Here is a 19,317-nt window from a genome sequence, read left to right on the forward strand (position 1 = left end):
TATTCTAAAAAAAAATAAGGAAGCCGAAGCTTCCTTAATCTTGAAAAGAACTTATTTAAAAAATTACTTGTCTCATGGAGTAAGACAAATGAAAAATCTAAAGCAAATATCTCCTTATTCTAGAAGTAATTCTGCCTCAAAACGTTTTTAAAAACATATAATAAGACAAAAAAACAACTTTAAAATTTATGATTCTAGTTTATAATGTATATCCGACTGCTCTCTTAAAGTTGCAGCACTTTTCTCTGGAGTAATATCTCTTTGGGACTCACCTAACATTTCATAACCTACCATAAATTTCTTAACCGATGCTGATCGCAATAAAGGTGGATAAAAATGCATATGGAAATGCCATTCCGGATGTGCATTACCATCTGTTGGAGCCTGATGGATTCCTGATGAGTATGGAAAAGATGTTTTAAAAAGATTATCGTATTTTGTTGTCAACTGTTTTAAAATTTTAGCGAAAGCAGTTGCTTCTTCTTCAGTAAAATCAGTAATTCTTCCAAAATGTCTTTTGCTTATAATCATCGTTTCATAAGGCCATATTGCCCAAAACGGAACCAAAGCTACAAAGTGATCATTTTCTATAACGATACGTTCATCCTTTTTTAATTCGGCTTGAAGGTAATCTTGTAAAAGAGTAGCCTTATATTTATCAAAATAATTTTTTAAACTATTTTGTGTTTTTTCAACCTGAGTTGGCAACGACGATTGTGCCCAAATTTGTCCATGAGGATGCGGATTGCTACACCCCATAACGCTTCCTTTGTTTTCAAAAATCTGAACGTGATTTATATATTTAATTGCACCTAAATCTGTATATTCTTTTTGCCATGTTTTTACAATATTTTCAATATCCTTTACTTCCATTTCTGGTAATGTAAGGTCATGTCTTGGCGAAAAACAAACTACTCTTGAGATTCCTCTTTCTGGTTTAGCCAGAAAAAAAGTGTATTTAATATCTTCTTCATAAATGATTTCATCCTGTTTCATGGCAGCAAAATCATTTTCGAAAACAAAGCTTCCTTCATATTTAGGATTATTCATTCCGTTTGCCCTTACATTATCTGGACACAAATAGCAAGTTGGGTCATATTTAGGTAAAGGTTCGGTAATAACTAACTCATTTTGTCCTTGCCAAGGGCGTTTTGCTCTATGAGGTGAAACTAAAACCCATTCGTTAAGTAATGGATTATAACGTCTGTGTGGGTCTTCGCTAATATTAAAATTTCTCATTTAATTTTATAAGTTGTAAAGTGATGTTCCATTTGCTATTTTTACGTCGTAAAATTTTAATTCAATCCCAAATATATCTAAATAAAGGGACGAAAACTTATTTTTTACTTCATTTTCTTCTCCTTTTTTAATTAAATTAATGGTGCAGCCTCCAAAACCGCCACCCATCAATCGAGAACCTATTATAGAATCATCATCTTTTGCAGTAGCAACAAGCATATCTAGTTCTAGACAACTCACTTCATATTCATTAGACAAACCATCATGAGTATCAAAAAGCAATTGTCCTAAAAGCTCAATGTTGCCTTTATCAAGAGCGTTACAAGCCTGTGCAACACGATTAATTTCTTTTACAACATAGTGTACTCTTTTAAAAACTGTTGCATTCATTTTATCCTGAATACTTAATAACTGATCTTCTGTACAATCTCTAAAACTTTTTATTTCAGGAAAATGATTTTTAATTATCGATAAACCTTCCCCACATTCTTTACGACGCGTATTATATTCAGATGTAAATAATGAATGTTTTACATTACTATCAAACAAAACCAAAACATAATCACTAAAATTAGCATCGTGATATTCAAATTCCAACGTTTTGCAATCTAATTTGATTACTTTATTTTCTTGCCCATGTACGCTGGAAAACTGATCCATTATACCGCAATTAATTCCCACCCAATGTTCGGCCTTTTGTCCTAATAAGGCAATATCTACTTTATTAATAGTAAGATTAAAAAGTGCAGCAATTCCAAAAATCATCCCACATTCTAATGCTGCCGAAGATGATAAACCTGAACCAACGGGAATATTACTGCTAAAAACGCAATTAAATCCTTCAAAAGAAAAACCATTATCCTGAAGTTGCTTTATAACTCCCAGAATATAATTTGTCCATACAACATTACTTAACTGAATCTCTTTTGTTAAATCAACTTCAAATTCGTCATTTAAATCTATTGCATAAATTTTTGATTTTTTTGAATTACTCTTCTCAAAGGCAAAACAAATAATTTTATCTATAGCTGCTGGCAAAACATAACCATCATTATAATCTATATGTTCACCTATAATATTAATTCTTCCTGGAGAGAGGACTACTTTTTGTGGTTGGTTACCAAATTTTTCTTTAAAAAAATGGGTCGTATTTTGGATTAAAATATCATTCATTATTATTTACTAATTAATATGGTTGATGGGTTAATTTATTTAAACTTTTAAAATTCTTATAAAATTCAATTAAAAGAAACTCATAAGATAAAGAAAAACTAATTTCATTAAATTATTTACAATTAATAGAAAACCAAAAATAAATACTTACACAAAACAATCCTACTAGTCCCTACTGGTTTTGAGAATATAAAAATGAAATCCTCAAAAATTGCAACTTTATCAAAATAATATTCAATAATATTTTTTTAGAATATATCATCTTCAACTCCCATAAACACAGCTATATTTTATAAAAAGCATCAAAAATAAAAACATAAAAAAAACCATTTCTTTAAAATGGCTTTAAGTTAATTTTACTTTTTATAACAACAAACTGGTATAGTTTTATACTGATATTTTTTAATTAAAGATCAAAATACCAATCTGGTCGTAGTTTTTCATCTCGCCAAAATAACGCTCCTTGTCCCCATACATTGCCATTTGTATTTTGTAATTGCCAAACTATAGTATCATGAATGGTAAAACTATTCTCGTACTTATCAACTCGTTCTCCTTTGTAATTATATACAATACCCTCTTGTTCGACTTTATCAAATAATAATTTACGTTCGTATCTATTCTCAATTGCAGCACTAAAACTGGATGGTATCGCTAGAATTTCCTCATTTGAGTATTTAAAACAAGACAAAGCATATTTATTGGCATAAATAAAATAAGAATTAGTATTGGCATTTTGAGCCAATATGCTATAAGGTGCATTTTCATGTAACCATTGGTAACGGTCGGAAATATTGGGTGGAGATGGAAGTTTTTTTCCATTTAGAGCCAAGAAACAATCATCAATTTGTTTCAGCAGAATGTGTTCATTTTTTAAAGACATAGCAAATTATTTTTGGGGTTTCTATGCGTTGAATGGTGTCTTAGAATACAATCAAATTATGAAGTAATTTTAGTATTTCCAGAAATTAAGCTCTGTAATATCTCTTTGTGAATTATAGAATTAACAAATGAAGAAGTGTAATTTGATTTATTACTAAAAAGAAGTTTTTGGAAGACTAAAGATACAAATATACTTTGAAAAAAGATTGCATAAATGCAGAAAACTAAATCACAAATACCTGAATTACAAATTATTACAACAAAACAAAAATGATTCAATTATATGCAATTTTTATAATTTAAAAATACGATATCACAAAATATATCACTTAAAACAATTGAATTTTCAAATCCAAAATCAATACTACTAGTATTCATTTCTTTATTTAATATCTTTATAATTCTTTTGCTAGTTATAGCTGTGTATTCATTTCAATTAAGATTCATATGATTTTATTCTGGAAATACCTTAAACCGTATAGTTGGCTTATTGTACTTGTTTTATTTTTTGCTGGGATATCGCAAATACTCTCACTTTATGATCCAATTATTTTTGGAAAAATCATCGATGATTATGCCTTAAACAATAAACAAGGCAGCAGTAGCAAAGAAGAAGGTGTTATAAAATTATTAATAATAGCTGTTATCGTAGCCCTTGCGGCACGTTTGTTCCTTTCGCTCAAGGATTATGTATTACGAATGATTGTGCAAAAATTTGGAATGCAAATTTTTAATGATGGCTTGAGACAAACACTAAGATTACCTTTTCAGGAATTTGAAGACCAAAGCAGCGGAGAAATTTTATCGGTATTACAAAAAGTACGTACGGATACCGAGAAATTTATTTCGTCTTTTATAAACATCCTATTTACATCGGTAGTAGGCATCGGTTTTTTAATGTGGTATGCTATTACGAAACATTGGGCACTTATTCCTGTATTTTTTATTGGTGTAGTTGTCCTTGGCGGATTGACAAGTATTTTAAGCCGTTCGATAAAAACATTACAACGTTCGCTTATTCGACAAAACCGACAAATGAGTGGTACTATAACCGAAAGTTTGCGTAACATCGAACTTGTAAAAAGTCTAGGTCTTACTTATCCTGAAATTAGACGTTTAAAAGTTCATACTCAGGAAATATATGATCTAGAAATGGAAAAGGTCAAGAAAATGCGAACTCTGACTTTTCTTCAGGGCAGTATTCTGATATTTCTAAAACAGTCTATTCTATTTATACTGCTATGGCTTATTTTTAAAAACGTTTTATCTCCTGGCGAACTTATTTCTATGCAGTTTATATCCTCTGGAATTATAAGTCCGTTACAAGATCTTGGTAGCATTATAATATCCTACCGTGAAGCCGAAACTGCTTTATTTCTTTTTAATGAACTAATGCAAAAGCAACCAGAATATAGTCCCGAAGATCCTGTAGAAGTTGGCGCAATTAGCCAATTACATTTTAATGATGTCGTTTTCAGACATAAAAATGCAAGTTATAACGCCATTCAGAATATTACCTTTAAAGCAAAACTAGGCGATAATATTGCATTTGTAGGACCGTCTGGCTCAGGAAAATCAACTCTTGTAAAACTATTGGTAGGTTTATACCGTCCTGTAGAAGGGGATATTCTTTATGATGATATATCTATTAAAGATTTGCGATACAATCGTGTTCGCAGACAAATGGGGTTTGTAACACAAGATACCCAACTATTCTCTGGATCTATTCGTGAGAATCTACTATTTGTTAAACCCGATGCTACAGATGAAGAAATGCTTTCGGCAATAAAGAAAGCATCTGCAACTCCTATTATAATTAATTCTGGGAAAGGTCTTGATACTGTTCTTGGCGAAGGAGGAAAAAAACTTTCGGGTGGCGAGAAACAACGACTCTCTATAGCCAGAGCTTTATTACGTAAACCAAAGATATTAATATTTGATGAAGCAACTTCGGCGTTAGATTCTCTTACTGAATCTCAAATTACACAAACTGTTAGAGAAATATCTGCAGACAAACAGCAAATTACCATTCTCATTGCACACCGATTATCGACCATAATGCATGCCGATACTATATTTGTACTCGAACGTGGTAAAATTATTGAACAAGGAAATCATGATGAACTTGTAGAAAGAAAAGGATTGTATTATGCTATGTGGAGACAGCAAATAGGTGAACGTAAAGACGATTTAGCTCCATCAAAAAAACAGAATAAAACCAATTGAAAAAATATTTTAACCATATAAGTAATCTAAGAAAACATAAGCGTAAAACTTAAATGAACTTACATTACTTATATAGTTAACTTTTAAGTACAATCTTATTTCCTAGCTTTATATTCATCAAAACTATAAGGCCCAGCTCCAAAAAAAGAAATCATTAATGCTGCCCCAATAATAGAAAGGTTTCTCATAAAAGTCATAAGAACCAATTGATGATGAACTGGATCTTCAATATTCCAGAAATCATGCATTACAAATGTTACTGGTAACAGAATAAGAATTATCAACCATGAACCCCATTTGGCCATGAACCCCGTTAAAATACTTAATCCTCCCAATAATTCAAAAATTCCCACTAAAGGAACCAAAATATAAGAACATGGTATTCCTTTTGCCGTAGCTTCATAAACAAAATAATCTGAAAAATTTGCGATAGAAGAATACATGAAAATTGTACTAAATAAGATTCTGCCGATTAAAGGGATATAATTCATAATAAAAAGTATTAATTAGGTTAATAATAGTTTTATTTTGGAATAAATCTTTGAATAAATTAAAGAACACTTAAATTTAGTGAATTAAAATCAAAGGACAAGGGCTTACTGAAATTCTTACAAGTCTAAGAGGAATACTTTCCTTAAAATCTCATTATTTCATATAATAAATAAGGGCCGTCTCATATTGAGACGACCCCTATTAAAAAAAACTAAATGTAATTGTTTTTGAGTTATCAAATTTAGTATTAACTAATTTCAATTACTCGTGGAGATTTACTTTCCTTTGCTTCTTCTTTTTTAGGAATAACAAGATGTAAAAGTCCGTTATCGTAATGTGCTTTTATTTTTTCTTCGTCAACTATATTGTTTGGTAATTCAAAACTTCTTTGGAATGATTGATAACTAAATTCTTTTCGAGTATAATTATCTTCAACTGTTTCTTTCTCGTTCTGTTTAACAGAAGATATCGTTAATAAATTATCGTTAAGAGTAACATTAAAATCCTTTTTATCCATTCCTGGTGCAGCAACTTCTACTTCAAAATTTTCATCAGTTTCTTTAATATTTATTGATGGTATAGTTGTACTTGTAGATGAAAAATTGCTGTTTTCCCAGTTAAAAAGTTCACGTCCGAAAAAATCGTCTAATAGTGATGGAAATGATTGTGTATTGTTTCCGTTATTTCTGATACTTAACATGATGATTTACTTTTAATAGTTATACAAATAATTTAATAATCATTAAAAATGTTGATCAACATCATGCATATAACAAAATAAATACCAAACCATAAAACCTGTCATTTTTTCATAAATAAATGAAGTATTGACATAAAAAATCCTAACATAAACTATTAACACTAACAAAATGACAGTATCTATCTATTTACCCCAATCATACCGACCTAAAGCTCTTAAAATAATCCCTTTCTAAAATTTAGAACCAGTCTAACCGACTAACAAAGATCTTTGCCAATTTTTAATACTAATTTTATCCTTTAATTATAAAATTATTACCATGAGTGCTATTGAAAATGAAACCTTGCTGAGTAAGGAACTCTCTGTAATAGACAAAAAATTAAATAAGCTTAATGATGAAAAAATAAAGCTTCTTTTTAATGCATTAGGTCTTACCTCACGCGAAGATATCCCGAAAGATTATCTAGAATGGGAAACAATACTCATCATTGTACCAAACCGTCAAGTATCGCATGAACTAAAATCTTATAAATATTCAATATCCAGAATTACCTTTGCTACAAATGTTTATGCAAAAGAGATACATATTTATGACTTAAATGATTGGAAAAAAGCATTTAGTAACAAAACACATTTGCAAATTAAAAATGCTTTAAAAGAAAGTTTTGGTGGTGTTCAAAGAACACAGGAAGAATATATCAAAACTATCCCGAAAGGCAACTAAATAGCATGGAAGCAGAACATCATTATATAAACAGAAGTGGATGGTTACGAGCAGCAGTTCTTGGTGCCAATGATGGTATTTTATCAACCACAAGTTTAGCTATTGGTATTGCTGCTGCCAGTACAACTCGTGAACCTATTATTCTGGCTACCATAGCTGGTTTAGTAGCAGGTGCTTTGTCTATGGCTGCAGGTGAGTATGTTTCAGTAAGTTCCCAATCTGATATTGAAACTGCAGATTTAGAAAGAGAGCAAATTGCATTAAAAACAATGCCTGAAATAGAATTAGAAGAACTTGCTGACATCTATGAAAAAAGAGGATTAACTCCTGATCTTGCCAAAGAGGTTGCCAAACAATTAACTGCTTATGACGCTCTGGAAACTCATGCCAGAGACGAATTAGGAATTAACGAAATTACTCAGGCAAGACCTCTACAAGCTGCTCTTGCATCGGCAGCATCATTTATTGCTGGAGGTGTTTTACCGCTCTTTGTTTCAATTTTTGCTCCTCTTAAAGAAATTGTACTATATCAATATGTTTTTGCCATAATCTTTCTAGCACTTTCTGGAGCATTGGCCGCCAAAGCTGGTGGTTCTGATACTACTAAAGCAATATTACGAATTACTATTTGGGGAACTTTTGCAATGGGAATATCAGCATTAGTTGGTTATCTTTTTGGAGTAAATATTTAATTCTTAATTCCTTTTTTGAGATTTTTAAGCAACGGATTATCCGAAAGCTTAATTTGTTCCATCGCTAATTTTGCAATTTCGGTTGCGCCCAATAAAGAAAGATGCGTATCATCATCTTTGCCTTCTGGATAAAATCCAATCTCTCCTGCCTTGTAATGCAAATGTAATTTCTTCGATTTTTCAGGACCATAAGATTGTTCTAATAATTCCGTGTAATATTCTAAGTCGATAAAAGGCACATTTAATTCCTTAGCAACCAATCTGGCTTCTAAAGGGTAATCTCCATGTGTACCAATTAGAACACCTTGCTCATTAAAATTTCTTCTGGCGATAGACGAAAACAAAATCGGAATTGCTCCTTTTTCTCTACTTTCTGTCACAAAACGAATTAGATTGTGTCGATACGCCGTGTGTGGATTAGTATATCTAAGAGAATCAGCTATTTTTTCATCGTTATGTCCAAACTGAATAAAAATATAATCTCCTTTCTTAAGTGATTTATATACTGTTTCCCATAGTTTTTCATCAATAAAACTTTTTGTACTTCGTCCGTTTACGGCTTTATTCTCAACAATAATACTCTCATTAAAAAATGGCTGCAATACCTGGCACCAACCATGCTCTGGATTTTTATCTGGATTCTTTTTATTCGCCATTGTAGAATCTCCAATACAGTACAAAGTTGTTTTTTGTGCAGAGACATTAAGCGTAATTAGCAATATGATTAATAGGTAATATTTCATTTTTTAGACTTCTTTATTTTTAGACTTCTTAGAATGTTAGATTCTAGACTTCTTAGATTTTTATTTTTTTTATACATTATATATCTGCAACAAAATATGATCGCATTATGGTAAGCCTATATTATGTAGACGCACTGCGGTGCGTCTCTACAGAAAAACTTTGTTCCTTTCTTTCCTCAATCTTGTCACCCTGAGGAACCTGTGTTATGTAGACGCACTGCGGTGCGCCTCTACAGAAAATCTTTGTGACTTAGAACCTTTGTTCCTTTGCACCTTTCTTTCCCCAATCTTGTCTCCCTGAGGAACGAAGGGTCTCCACAAGAAACTAACATAAGCTTGTCTTAAATTGTCGAGCTACTCGCGGAGATTCTTCCTGCGTCAGAAAGACAAGTTTGGGGTTACATTATGGATAAACCTGCGGTGCGCCTCTACAGAAAACCTTTGCGCCTTTGAACCTTAGTTCCTCAGAACCTCCAAAACCTTAGAAACCGCCGTAGGCACAGTTGCTTTCTCTCCGATAAAAACCTCGTTCATCGTTACATTTTCGGCATTACTATTCGAAATTGCATTCTTAGCCGATTTGATTTCGATGTTATCCAATGTGATGTTTTTAACTTTTTTCTCTGGGAATCCCTGAATTACAATTCCTGTTCCCGTAACTTTATTACACGAAATATTAGAGAATGAAATATCTGAAATTTCAGATGGGAAACCGCTTCCCTCTCCATGATAATTAGCGGTAATATACAAGCAATCTTCGACTTCATCTAATTGGATATTTCGAACAAAAACATTTTTTATATAGCCACCTCTATCCGCATTTGTTTTTAAATAAATCCCTCTTTTTAAGTAACCAACAGTTTTGCAATTCTCAACAAATACGTTTTTAATTCCTGCCGACATTTCACTTCCTAAAACTACACCATGAAGTCCTTTAAAATTACAATTCCTGATTACAATATTCTCACTTGGTGTATCCGAATTTGCTCTTCCCTCATGGTCTCTACCTGCTTTAATAGCAATATTATCATCGCCATTATTAAATGTAATTCGTTCTATCAAAACATCTTTGGCATATTCAGGATCGATTCCGTCATTGTTATGATTTAAAGATTTATAGCTTACATCTCTAACAGTTATACTTTCGGATTTTAATAAATGTAAACACCAAAATGGTGAATTTTCTATTCTGATTTTCTCAACCAAAATATTTTTACAATTGAAAAACTGAATCATCTGCGGTCTTAAAAAATATCCGTCACCGAATTTTCTATCTTTTAACGGAACATTATTATGATTCATTTCGCGGCTTAATTTTTTACCTGCTCCTTCTTTGGCTTTAAAACTACGCCACGTATTTCCTCCTTCGCCATCAATTGTTCCTTCCCCTGTTATAGCAATATCCGTACAGCCATAGGCATATATTAATGGACTATAATTATAAAGCATTGTTCCTTCCCAACTTGTAAGTACCAATGGTAAATAATGATTAGGATTGTCACTAAATTTAATTTTAGCATCTTTTTCTATCACTAACCTTACATTACTCACAAAATGTATTGGTCCATTGAGTTTATAAATTCCTTTCGGAACTATAATAGTTCCACCTTTATTTTTCTTGCACAATGCCATCGCTTTATCAAAAGCGGGTTTGCTATCACTCACAGAATCTCCTTTCGCGCCAAGCGTAACAACATTTATTTGATACGAAGGAATTACTGGCAACTTGATTCTGCTAACGATCGAATCGACTTTGCTTGTTGGAAAATTAACCGTTTGTGCAAAACAATTCAATGATAATATTAGAAAGAGAAGAAAACTGTATTTCATAAATTAGACTTCTTAAATTTTTAGACTTCTTAGAATGTTAGACTTCTTAGATTATTAGACTTCTTAGAATGTTAGACTTCTTAGATTATTAGATTTGAACCTTTATTGCGTAGACACACTGCGGTGCGTCTCTACAGAAAACCTTTGAACCTTTGTTTCTCAGAACCTTTGAACCTTTAAAAAAACCTTTGAACCTTAGAAAAAACATTCTCAACTGTATATTTCTTAGCCTCTTTTTTACTTAACTGATACGACCATTTAACTCTTTCTTTTGGTTTAAATCCTTCACCACTACAATTGTATTCAGCATAAAAAGCTGTTTTTTCGGCTTCGGGTTTAGACCAGTTTTCCCAACCTTGTGGCACTATATGATTTCCCATTTTGCATTCTATAAAAACGGTTTTAGCATAAATACGCCATGGTCTCCCTAGATATACTTGTGTTGCATTTTTATCGGCTGTAAGGGTACAGTTTTTAAAGACAAACCCAAATGCTGTACCTTCGGGTGTTGATGCTGCTGTTATATATGAATTCTTGAGACTATGAATTTGGCAATTCTCGAATAATACGGTGGCTTTCCCAAAAATAAAATCGGTTGTTCCTTCGATATAACAATCTTTAAAATACTGCCTGGAGTTGTTTCCCGAGGCATATAATGTATCTTGGTTTCCTAATATATTACAATTAAAAACATAGGCATTATCTCCCATAATTGATAAAGCCACTGCTTGCCCAATATCTCCTGATGAATTTTGAATCGTTAAATTTGATGCAGAAAAATCATTTCCTTCTACCAACATTGTGTAGGTATAAAAAGTACTATTTCTGCCTAAATTCATCTTACCAAAATAATCATCGTAGGTAATGATCGTCTTTTCTTTACTCTCACCAATTAACGAAATATTGTTATTGAATTCTGGGATTCGTATTTTTTCATAATACGTTCCGTTTTTAATATGAATCGTTACATTCTCATACGGAAAAGCTTTAGTTGCATTTATCGCATCCTGAATTAACTTAAAATCTCCTGATCCATCTTGCGCAACAGTAATTACGTTTTCGGATTCAGCTTTTTTTTTTTCGCTTTTTTCAAAAGCGTATTTTTTCTCCCAACTTGGGTATTTTTTTAAAGGTTCTTTTGGTTCATCTGTGTACCAAGCGTAGCCATTTTTGCGTTCTCCTCCTATTTCGTCCAGAGATTTCTTTTTCACTCCATCTCTATCACTAAAAAATGGTTCGTTGTTGTCTAGCTCCATAAACCTTGCCCAAATTGGTGAAGCATTTGTTGCAGGAATCATTTTTTTATCAATAATTTTTCCTGCATCATTTAGGATTCGTTTTTCTTCGAGATTGGTGATTTTAGTTTTTTCAAACCATGTACAGGCACTTTTTACTGCTGTAATTACTTCTGGTGACGGATTATTTATAGACATTAATAACAATACTATTTTAGCCGATTCTTTTCCGCTTAAAGACGGTAATTCGTAAGCTCTTGCTTTGGCTGGAGCCAAAGTATTTTCGTCATGTTGTGCACACCAAGCTGTTAAGACTCCGTTTTGTTTGTACTGTGTTTTTATAATACAAGTTATTCCTTTATCAAAAGCAACTTTAGCTTTAGCAACATAATCTTGTGAAATAGGAATACCGTTATAATCTGAAGTTTCTGCGATTTGTTTTAATATTGATAAGATATGAAACATCGAATCATCGTTGTAGGTAATATGGGTATAATATCCTTTTTTTAAGGGATAAAATTGTGGCCATCCTCCATTATCATATTGTGCTTCTAGCAAATAATCAAGTCCTAAAAGAAATGCTTTTTTATAACGTTCATCTGGTTTTTGCTTGTACATTTTTGCCAGAAAAAGCATTTCCTGACACGTTGCTCCATTATCGGTCGTGATATCGTGTAAGTCACTTTTTAATGCAATTAAACTTTGCTTTTCAGCTTCTGAAAGTGGTTTCTGCATTTCGATATTCTTTGGCCAACCACCAATGTTACGTTGGTATAGCAACACATTCTCGGCAATGGTTTGAGCTTCGGGCGTTGCAAACCAAGCCGCATCGCTCTTTCTAATAATATCACTCCAATTTTTATAATTATTTTGTGCTTGCAGCATTATGCTACAACCTAATAATGCAATTAGATTTAATACTATGATTTTAATATGTTTCATTTCAAATTATCTGTTTAATTCTAATGCTGCCAAGATAAATGGACCTGTTGCTTTAGGATCGTTGTCTTTTTTTCTTTCGTTTATATAATATTCATAAGAACCGTCTCTGTATGGTTTCCCTCCTAATCCTGCAACTGCGCAAGCATTAGTAATTGTAATTTCACCATCGGCATCAACTTTTATCAATTCTTTGGTTAATCCATCAAAAGATTTGTTTGCGATATCTTTATATTTTTTTGGCAAATATCCTTTGTTTGCTCCTTTCGCGAAAGCATAAATAAACATTGATGATCCTGATGATTCTAAATAATTTCCTTTTTTATCTCCCATATCGGTTACCTGATACCAAAGTCCTGTTTTTTTATCTTGAAATTTCACCAAAGCCGCTGCTAATTGATTTAAATACGTAACCAATTCTTTTTGTTTCGGGTGGTCTTTTGGGAAATAATCCAATACATCGACTAATGCCATTGCGTACCAACCTAATGAACGTGACCAAAAATTAGGTGATGTTCCTGTTTCTGGATTTGCCCAAGGCATTTTTTTACTTTCGTCCCAAGCATGAAAAAGCAATCCTGTTTTTTTATCCAAATCGTTTTTCTGAATTAATTCAAACTGTTTGGCGATATCATTAAGTTCTGCTCCTTTTTCAAACTGGGTTGTATATTGTGCGTAAAATGGTTCCCCCATATACAATCCGTCTAACCACATTTGGTCTGGATAGATTTTTTTATGCCAGAATCCACCACTTGCTGTTCTTGGTTGTTCTTTTATTTGTTTCCTTAAAAGCTCTAATGCTTTTAAATATTTTTGATCTTTTGTTGTGTCATACAAATTAAATAATAAACGACCAGCCGTAACCATGTCTATATTATAGGTTTCAAATTTATAGCTTTTAATACTACCATCTTCTTGAACTAAATCATCAACATACTTTTTTATGTAATTGTAATATTTAACATCTCCTGTCTTTTTATACAATTCTTCAAATGATGTTAATACTAATCCGTGCACATAATCCCATTTCGGTTCTTTTAAATCATCAATCATATAGGCTTCGGGATGGCGTTTCATGATAGATGAAGCCATTCTTTCAGACCATTTTAAATCTTTAGAAATTGCTATAGTAGTTTTTGCAGGTTCTTGAGAAATAGTTTTACAACTCATTAATGTCATTACACAAACCAATGCTATTGACCCAAAATAATTTCGTTTTATAATATTCTTCATTTTAAAATATGCTTTATATTTTTATTTATCCAACTCTATTGCGCTCAACAAAAATGCTGTTAAAGCTATAGAGCTGTTGTCTTTCTTTTTTCCGTTAACATAATATTCATTTGATCCATCTCTAAATGGATTTCCTCCTAAACCTACATTTGAAGAGACGTTTATTATATTCAATTCTCCGTTCTCTCCAAATCTAACAAACTCTTTTATAAATCCATCAAATGATTTTTCGGCAATCGCTTTATATTCCGAAGGTAAATATCCTTTATTTGCTCCTTTTGCAAAAGCATAAATAAACATTGCCGATCCCGATGGTTCTAGATAATTATCTTTAAGCGCTGGTTTATCTGTTACCTGAAACCATAATTCCGACTTGTCTTTATAAACAAGTAACGCTTTGGCTAATTGATTTAAATACCCAACTAATACTTTCCTCTTCGGGTGATTTTTTGGATAATAATCCAACGCATCTACCAATGCCATCATGTACCACCCCATTCCTCGTGACCAAATTGTTGGCGATGTTCCTGTTGCTGGATTCGCCCATGCAATTTGTTTGCTTTCGTCCCAAGCGTGATATAACAATCCTGTTTTTTTATCGACAAAATGATTTTGGACTATCTCAAATTGTTTGGCAATATCATCTAGCTTTTTTCCCTTTTCAAACTCAACTGTGTACCGTGCGTAAAAAGGTTCTGCCATATACAATCCATCCAACCACATTTGATTGGGATAGATTTGTTTGTGCCAAAATCCTCCACTTTCATTTCTGGGTTGATTTTCGATTTGATTCCTCAAAATAACCAATGCTTTACGATAGCGTTCTTCTTTGGTTAAATCGTATAAATCAAAAAGGATTTTCCCCGGATTGATATAATCTATATTATTCTCTTTTGCGTCATAACCCGTTATATTCCCAGAACTATCTATTAACTCATTTGCATATTCTTTTACATAATCCAGATACTTTGGATTTTTGGTCTTTTGATATAATTTTTCAAAAGATAGCAATGTAAATCCTATTTTGTAATCCCATTTTGGCTTTTCGGCTCCATCAATCTGCCATGCTTTTGGGTATTTGTTTATAATCGAAAGCGCGGTTTTATCATACCATTTGCCTTGAGCATTTGCTTTACAGCAAAACAACACCAATACGATAATTACCAGTTTATGAAGATGCAATTTGTTAGAATTAGTTTGAAACATTAAACAATTATATTTTTAATACTTTAATCTATAGTATTTTTTCTTGCACGCAGATTTTAAAAAGATTTAAGCTGATCTACGCAGATAATTATCCATAATTGATTTTCAAAATTAAATCTGCTACAATCTGCTGAATCTGCGTGAAACATTTTTTTTTAATCTGTGGCTATTAAACAAAAATTACATTTTACATTTTACATTTTACATTTTACATTTTACATTTTATATTTTATATTTTATATTTTACATTTTACATTTTACATTTTGCCTTTTTTATTCAATACTTCTAATCTTTCGTCAAGGTATTTTATAAATTCTTCTTTGTTTTTAATACCCTCTTTTTCTTGTTCCCAAGCGCCTAAGAAATAAAACGAAGTTGGTTTTGTGGTTGGTTTAAAAACCAATAAATAATCTAAATCCGTATCGGCTACATTTTCTATTGTAGTGGTTTCATAAAAAATCGCCATTCCTAATTTATCTGGAACTAATGATTGTGTTCCGTATGTAGCAAGGTATGCCCACTTTTTATTTTTACTTTCTTTTTTAAGCAATTCAGCATTTTTCTGTTTTACAATTCCAGTACAAATTCCTTGAATTTCTTTAGACGCTTTAATGGTATGCTGCGTATATAATTGGTCTGGTTTAATAGTTAACTCTGATGTAAAATCAATTTTATCTGATGCTGTTTTCCATCCAAAGTAATTCACTTTTACTTTAGATTCATTTACCTTATTTTGTACATACGCCAATGTTGAATCGACTTCATAAAAATGTAGTTTTTTATTATCAAGATAACGATCTATAGAACCTATTCCGATTCCTTTTCCTGCTTTTAAAATATCTGCTCCCCAATCGCTCATTTCGTGATAGGAGTCAAAATTGTCTTGACCAACTATTGGTAAGATCATTTCTGATGTTTTTTTGCCAAAAATATCAATGGCGTTTCTCCAGTCTAAGTACAAACGATATCCTATTCTGTTACTTTCCCATCCTGGACCTTCATAACGAATATCAAATGAATGATCGGTATGTTCCGGAGCTAATTTTAGTTTATCTACATTCTTAAAAACTGTTCCTCCTATATACTTACGTCCTTCCCATTTTCCATCTGTTTTTACTGATATTTCGGCGTAGGTTTTTGCTGTTTTTATATCGTATTTGCTTTGTGCTTTACAACTAGAAAGTCCTAAAAATAATGCTGCCGATACTGTTATTATTGTTTTCATTTTATTCTAATTTATTTAAATATTGTAGCTAAAAATTGTGTTGTGTATTGTACTGTTTCGTCAAACCATGGATTAAAAAACCAAAATGAATGCGGCGAATTCTCTATTGTTTTTACTTCGTTATATATCTTATTTTGTTTCAAAATGGCTATCATGTCGTCTCTTCCTGCGTGAAATCTGTCCAAACTACTATTGATAAACAGTATTGGTGGTGTATTTTTATTTGTATGGGTTAATGCTGAAGCATTTTTCCAATTCTTGGGATTTTCTTCATAAGAACCATTTAACCACAAAGCTGCCATTTCTCCCTCTTCAGATTCTGGATGTTTAAAAGCTAAAATTCCATCTATATCAATAATTGCGTTTACTGCTGCCGATGATTTACTTTTATACAAAGTATCTTCATAAACTTCATCTCCATTTGTTGTACCAATCAAAGCAGCCATTTGACCTCCCGAAGAACATCCTAAAATAGCTATTTTGTTTGGATCCACTCGGAATCTTTTGGCATTATCTTTTATAAACTTAATCGCATTTTTTACATTATAAATTGCCTGAGGATATTTCGCTTCAAGCGATAATCTGTATTCTATTGCAAAACAAGAATATCCTTTTAATGCTATTTCTTGTCCTAGAACCTGCATTTGTTTTTTATTTCCTGATTTCCAACCTCCGGCATGTATCATGATTACGGCTGGATTTAATTTTTGTTTTTTATTGATAAAAGCATCAAGATGTAATTCTCTGCTTTTTTCCTGATTATAAACTATATCATAAACTGCGTTAACATCTTGATTCTTTTGTGCCTGAGCAATTGTTATAGATGGATATCGCTTAATTAATTTTGTATAGGTGCTTTTTACGGTGTACGATGTATCGATGCTATACTGACTTTGTACATCAATAGCTTTGAAAAAAAGCAACAAAAAAAGCAATATTCTTATCATCTATAAAAAAATAATTTTTAGTTAAGAAAGGAGTTCGACATATAATCAAACTCCTTTTTAACTAACTCAAAAAACAATAATTTTAAAAAATTATGGAATTACTAATTACTAACACTTCTTAATATGCTGGATTTTGAGGGAAATCGTTATTTCTGTTCAAATCTAATGCTGCTTGTGGGATTGGTCTTAAAACTTTAAGATTTCCATTTTGTCCATTAAAAGCATTTGCACTTGTTACTTTAGGATTAAATAAAACGGTTCTTTGTACTAATGTTCCTGTTCGTTTTAAGTCGAACCAACGGTGATATTCACCTAATAATTCTCTTCCTCTTTCGTCTAATATTGTATTAATATCTATTGTTGTTAGCACAGGTATTACTCCTGCTACTCCTCCTCCAGCTCTTTTTCTTACTTCGTTTAAACGTGCTAAAGCTGTTGGTGAGTCTCCTGCTTTAAAATAAGCTTCGGCAGCAATTAAGTATGTTTCCCCAAGTCTGGCTATGATAAAATCACGTGTACTGCTTCTGTTTGTCGCAACTGTATATGGCGTTGTATTAAAGTTTACACTTGTTGCGCCACTATATGGTGCTTTTGGATCATCAAATTTACGAACCGGAATAAGGTTATAATCTCCTCCTGCTGCTGCAGCTGAAGAATAAGATCCCCAGATATGGTATCCTGTAGGTGTTGTTGCTGGTGCAACTACTTTTCCTAAATCTTTATGTGCTGCTATATATGCATCTCTATCTGCTTGGGTAAACCATTTTGGCTCATAAAAATGAGCAATTTTTAATGCTGTTTTATCGGCTACATCATAATAATCGTAATATCTGCTATAGATTTCGGTCATGAATGTTCCTTCCCAACGTTTGTCTCCTTTTTCAAATAATGATAAAGCGTAAACTGTAGGACAAAGTGTGTAACTTCTGTTAGGATATGGGTTTCCTGTTGCTGCTGCTCCTAAATAAGAACTAAACCAATAGTTTTGTGAACTTCCTAATGATGTTGTTCCTGTAGCATTGGAAGCGATTGAGAATTGAACCGAGAAGATTGTTTCGGCATTCATTTCGTTTCCTGGTTTTACTACGTTATCAAATGACACGGCTAATGCCTGGCCATTAATTACTTTATCTGCCAAGGCTGCCGCTGTTGCAAAATCCGTTGCGTTTCCGAATGTTTCGTATCCTCTTGTAAGATATACTTTTGCTAATAAATTCTGAACGGCTCTTTTATTTACTCTTCCTGTATATGCTCCGTCAGCTACTAGCGGAAGTGCTTCATCAAGATCTTTTATAATTTGAGTATATACTTGTTCTGCTGTATTTCTGTCAAATGAGGTAACTGCTGTATTGATATTTTCTAATACTACCGGAACTCCTCCATACGTTTGAACTAATAAGAAATATGCATTTGCTCTTAAAAATTTAAGCTCTCCTATTCTTGTATCTAATGTGCTTGATTTTTCGGTTATTCCTGAATAATACAATCCTTTATTGGCTTGCTGAATAGATGAATAACACGTTCTATACAATTGATCGACTCCTTGCGAAGAAGAAGAAAGGGTTAAATATTTAGCTAATCCTTCTGGTTCTTGATTTCTTCCTTCAGAGTACATATCTGTTCCTGCCTCAAACAACCATGGATCTCCTCCATAAACATCTTTTAAGGCTGCGTAGTTTGTATTTACCAATGATTCAAAACCTGGGGCAGTAATAAAATATTGCTCTGCCGAACCATAGGAACGATTATCTTCATCGATATAATCCGAGCAAGAGTTTAGTGTCGTTACTAGTATTCCTATAATTACTATTATTTTTTTCATCTTTCTTT

At 32.3% G+C, this 19,317-nt stretch carries 16 protein-coding genes; 3 read left to right on the forward strand and 13 right to left on the reverse strand.

Annotated elements, in window-relative coordinates:
- Positions 1–186 precede the first annotated feature (186 nt).
- The 3 genes from SHI72_RS20460 to SHI72_RS20470 all read right to left on the reverse strand — a co-directional run bounded on the left by SHI72_RS20460 (position 187) and on the right by SHI72_RS20470 (position 3,295).
- The gene (locus tag SHI72_RS20460; RefSeq protein ID WP_039119541.1) at positions 187–1,239 is read right to left on the reverse strand and encodes a UDP-glucose--hexose-1-phosphate uridylyltransferase; all 1,053 of its coding nucleotides are present in this window, start codon (positions 1,237–1,239) and stop codon (positions 187–189) included.
- A 6-nt stretch (positions 1,240–1,245) separates the two neighbouring features.
- Positions 1,246–2,412 (reverse strand): galactokinase, encoded by a 1,167-nt coding sequence (gene galK, locus SHI72_RS20465; protein ID WP_323491216.1) that lies wholly within the window; start codon positions 2,410–2,412, stop codon positions 1,246–1,248.
- A gap of 406 nt (positions 2,413–2,818) precedes the next feature.
- Positions 2,819–3,295 (reverse strand): MEKHLA domain-containing protein, encoded by a 477-nt coding sequence (locus SHI72_RS20470; RefSeq protein WP_086896419.1) that lies wholly within the window; start codon positions 3,293–3,295, stop codon positions 2,819–2,821.
- A gap of 446 nt (positions 3,296–3,741) precedes the next feature.
- Between SHI72_RS20470 and SHI72_RS20475 the strand changes: the two genes are divergently transcribed.
- Positions 3,742–5,520 (forward strand): ABC transporter ATP-binding protein, encoded by a 1,779-nt coding sequence (locus SHI72_RS20475; protein ID WP_323491217.1) that lies wholly within the window; start codon positions 3,742–3,744, stop codon positions 5,518–5,520.
- Between the two features lie 95 nt (positions 5,521–5,615).
- Here the strand turns inward: SHI72_RS20475 and SHI72_RS20480 are convergent, their stop codons facing one another.
- The gene (locus SHI72_RS20480) at positions 5,616–6,011 is read right to left on the reverse strand and encodes a DoxX family protein (protein WP_039115611.1); all 396 of its coding nucleotides are present in this window, start codon (positions 6,009–6,011) and stop codon (positions 5,616–5,618) included.
- Positions 6,012–6,259: 248 nt separating this feature from the next.
- Positions 6,260–6,712, reverse strand: a complete 453-nt coding sequence (locus SHI72_RS20485) for an Hsp20/alpha crystallin family protein (RefSeq protein ID WP_039115613.1) — start codon at positions 6,710–6,712, stop codon at positions 6,260–6,262.
- A 319-nt stretch (positions 6,713–7,031) separates the two neighbouring features.
- Here SHI72_RS20485 and SHI72_RS20490 point away from each other — a divergent pair, with 319 nt between their 5' ends.
- Both SHI72_RS20490 and SHI72_RS20495 read left to right on the forward strand, forming a co-directional pair.
- Complete coding sequence (locus SHI72_RS20490) at positions 7,032–7,436, forward strand: hypothetical protein (RefSeq protein WP_323491218.1); 405 nt, start codon at positions 7,032–7,034, stop codon at positions 7,434–7,436.
- A gap of 5 nt (positions 7,437–7,441) precedes the next feature.
- Positions 7,442–8,128 (forward strand): VIT family protein, encoded by a 687-nt coding sequence (locus tag SHI72_RS20495; protein ID WP_323491219.1) that lies wholly within the window; start codon positions 7,442–7,444, stop codon positions 8,126–8,128.
- Here the strand turns inward: SHI72_RS20495 and SHI72_RS20500 are convergent.
- The 8 genes from SHI72_RS20500 to SHI72_RS20535 all read right to left on the reverse strand — a co-directional run bounded on the left by SHI72_RS20500 (position 8,125) and on the right by SHI72_RS20535 (position 19,309).
- Positions 8,125–8,871 carry a rhamnogalacturonan acetylesterase gene (locus tag SHI72_RS20500; RefSeq protein WP_323491220.1) on the reverse strand — a complete coding sequence of 249 codons (747 nt, stop codon included), beginning with the start codon at positions 8,869–8,871 and terminating at the stop codon, positions 8,125–8,127. The two genes, SHI72_RS20495 and SHI72_RS20500, sit on opposite strands and share 4 nt — an antisense overlap.
- Before the next feature lie 456 nt (positions 8,872–9,327).
- Positions 9,328–10,701 (reverse strand): glycoside hydrolase family 28 protein, encoded by a 1,374-nt coding sequence (locus SHI72_RS20505; protein ID WP_323491221.1) that lies wholly within the window; start codon positions 10,699–10,701, stop codon positions 9,328–9,330.
- 176 nt (positions 10,702–10,877) lie between these two features.
- On the reverse strand, positions 10,878–12,878 hold the full coding sequence (gene pelA / locus SHI72_RS20510) for a pectate lyase (RefSeq protein ID WP_323491222.1): 2,001 nt from the start codon (positions 12,876–12,878) through the stop codon (positions 10,878–10,880).
- A gap of 6 nt (positions 12,879–12,884) precedes the next feature.
- Complete coding sequence (locus tag SHI72_RS20515) at positions 12,885–14,108, reverse strand: glycoside hydrolase family 88 protein (protein WP_323491223.1); 1,224 nt, start codon at positions 14,106–14,108, stop codon at positions 12,885–12,887.
- Positions 14,109–14,129: 21 nt separating this feature from the next.
- A complete protein-coding gene (locus SHI72_RS20520; RefSeq protein ID WP_323491224.1) occupies positions 14,130–15,314 on the reverse strand; it encodes a glycoside hydrolase family 88 protein in 1,185 nt (394 codons plus the stop codon).
- A 257-nt stretch (positions 15,315–15,571) separates the two neighbouring features.
- A complete protein-coding gene (locus tag SHI72_RS20525) occupies positions 15,572–16,540 on the reverse strand; it encodes a DUF4861 family protein (RefSeq protein ID WP_323491225.1) in 969 nt (322 codons plus the stop codon).
- A gap of 11 nt (positions 16,541–16,551) precedes the next feature.
- Positions 16,552–17,487 carry an alpha/beta hydrolase gene (locus SHI72_RS20530; RefSeq protein ID WP_323491226.1) on the reverse strand — a complete coding sequence of 312 codons (936 nt, stop codon included), beginning with the start codon at positions 17,485–17,487 and terminating at the stop codon, positions 16,552–16,554.
- Positions 17,488–17,605: 118 nt separating this feature from the next.
- A complete protein-coding gene (locus tag SHI72_RS20535) occupies positions 17,606–19,309 on the reverse strand; it encodes a RagB/SusD family nutrient uptake outer membrane protein (RefSeq protein ID WP_323491227.1) in 1,704 nt (567 codons plus the stop codon).
- Positions 19,310–19,317 lie beyond the last annotated feature (8 nt).

Origin of the sequence: Flavobacterium sp. PL02, assembly GCF_035013205.1 — a bacterium.
Classification (GTDB): domain Bacteria; phylum Bacteroidota; class Bacteroidia; order Flavobacteriales; family Flavobacteriaceae; genus Flavobacterium.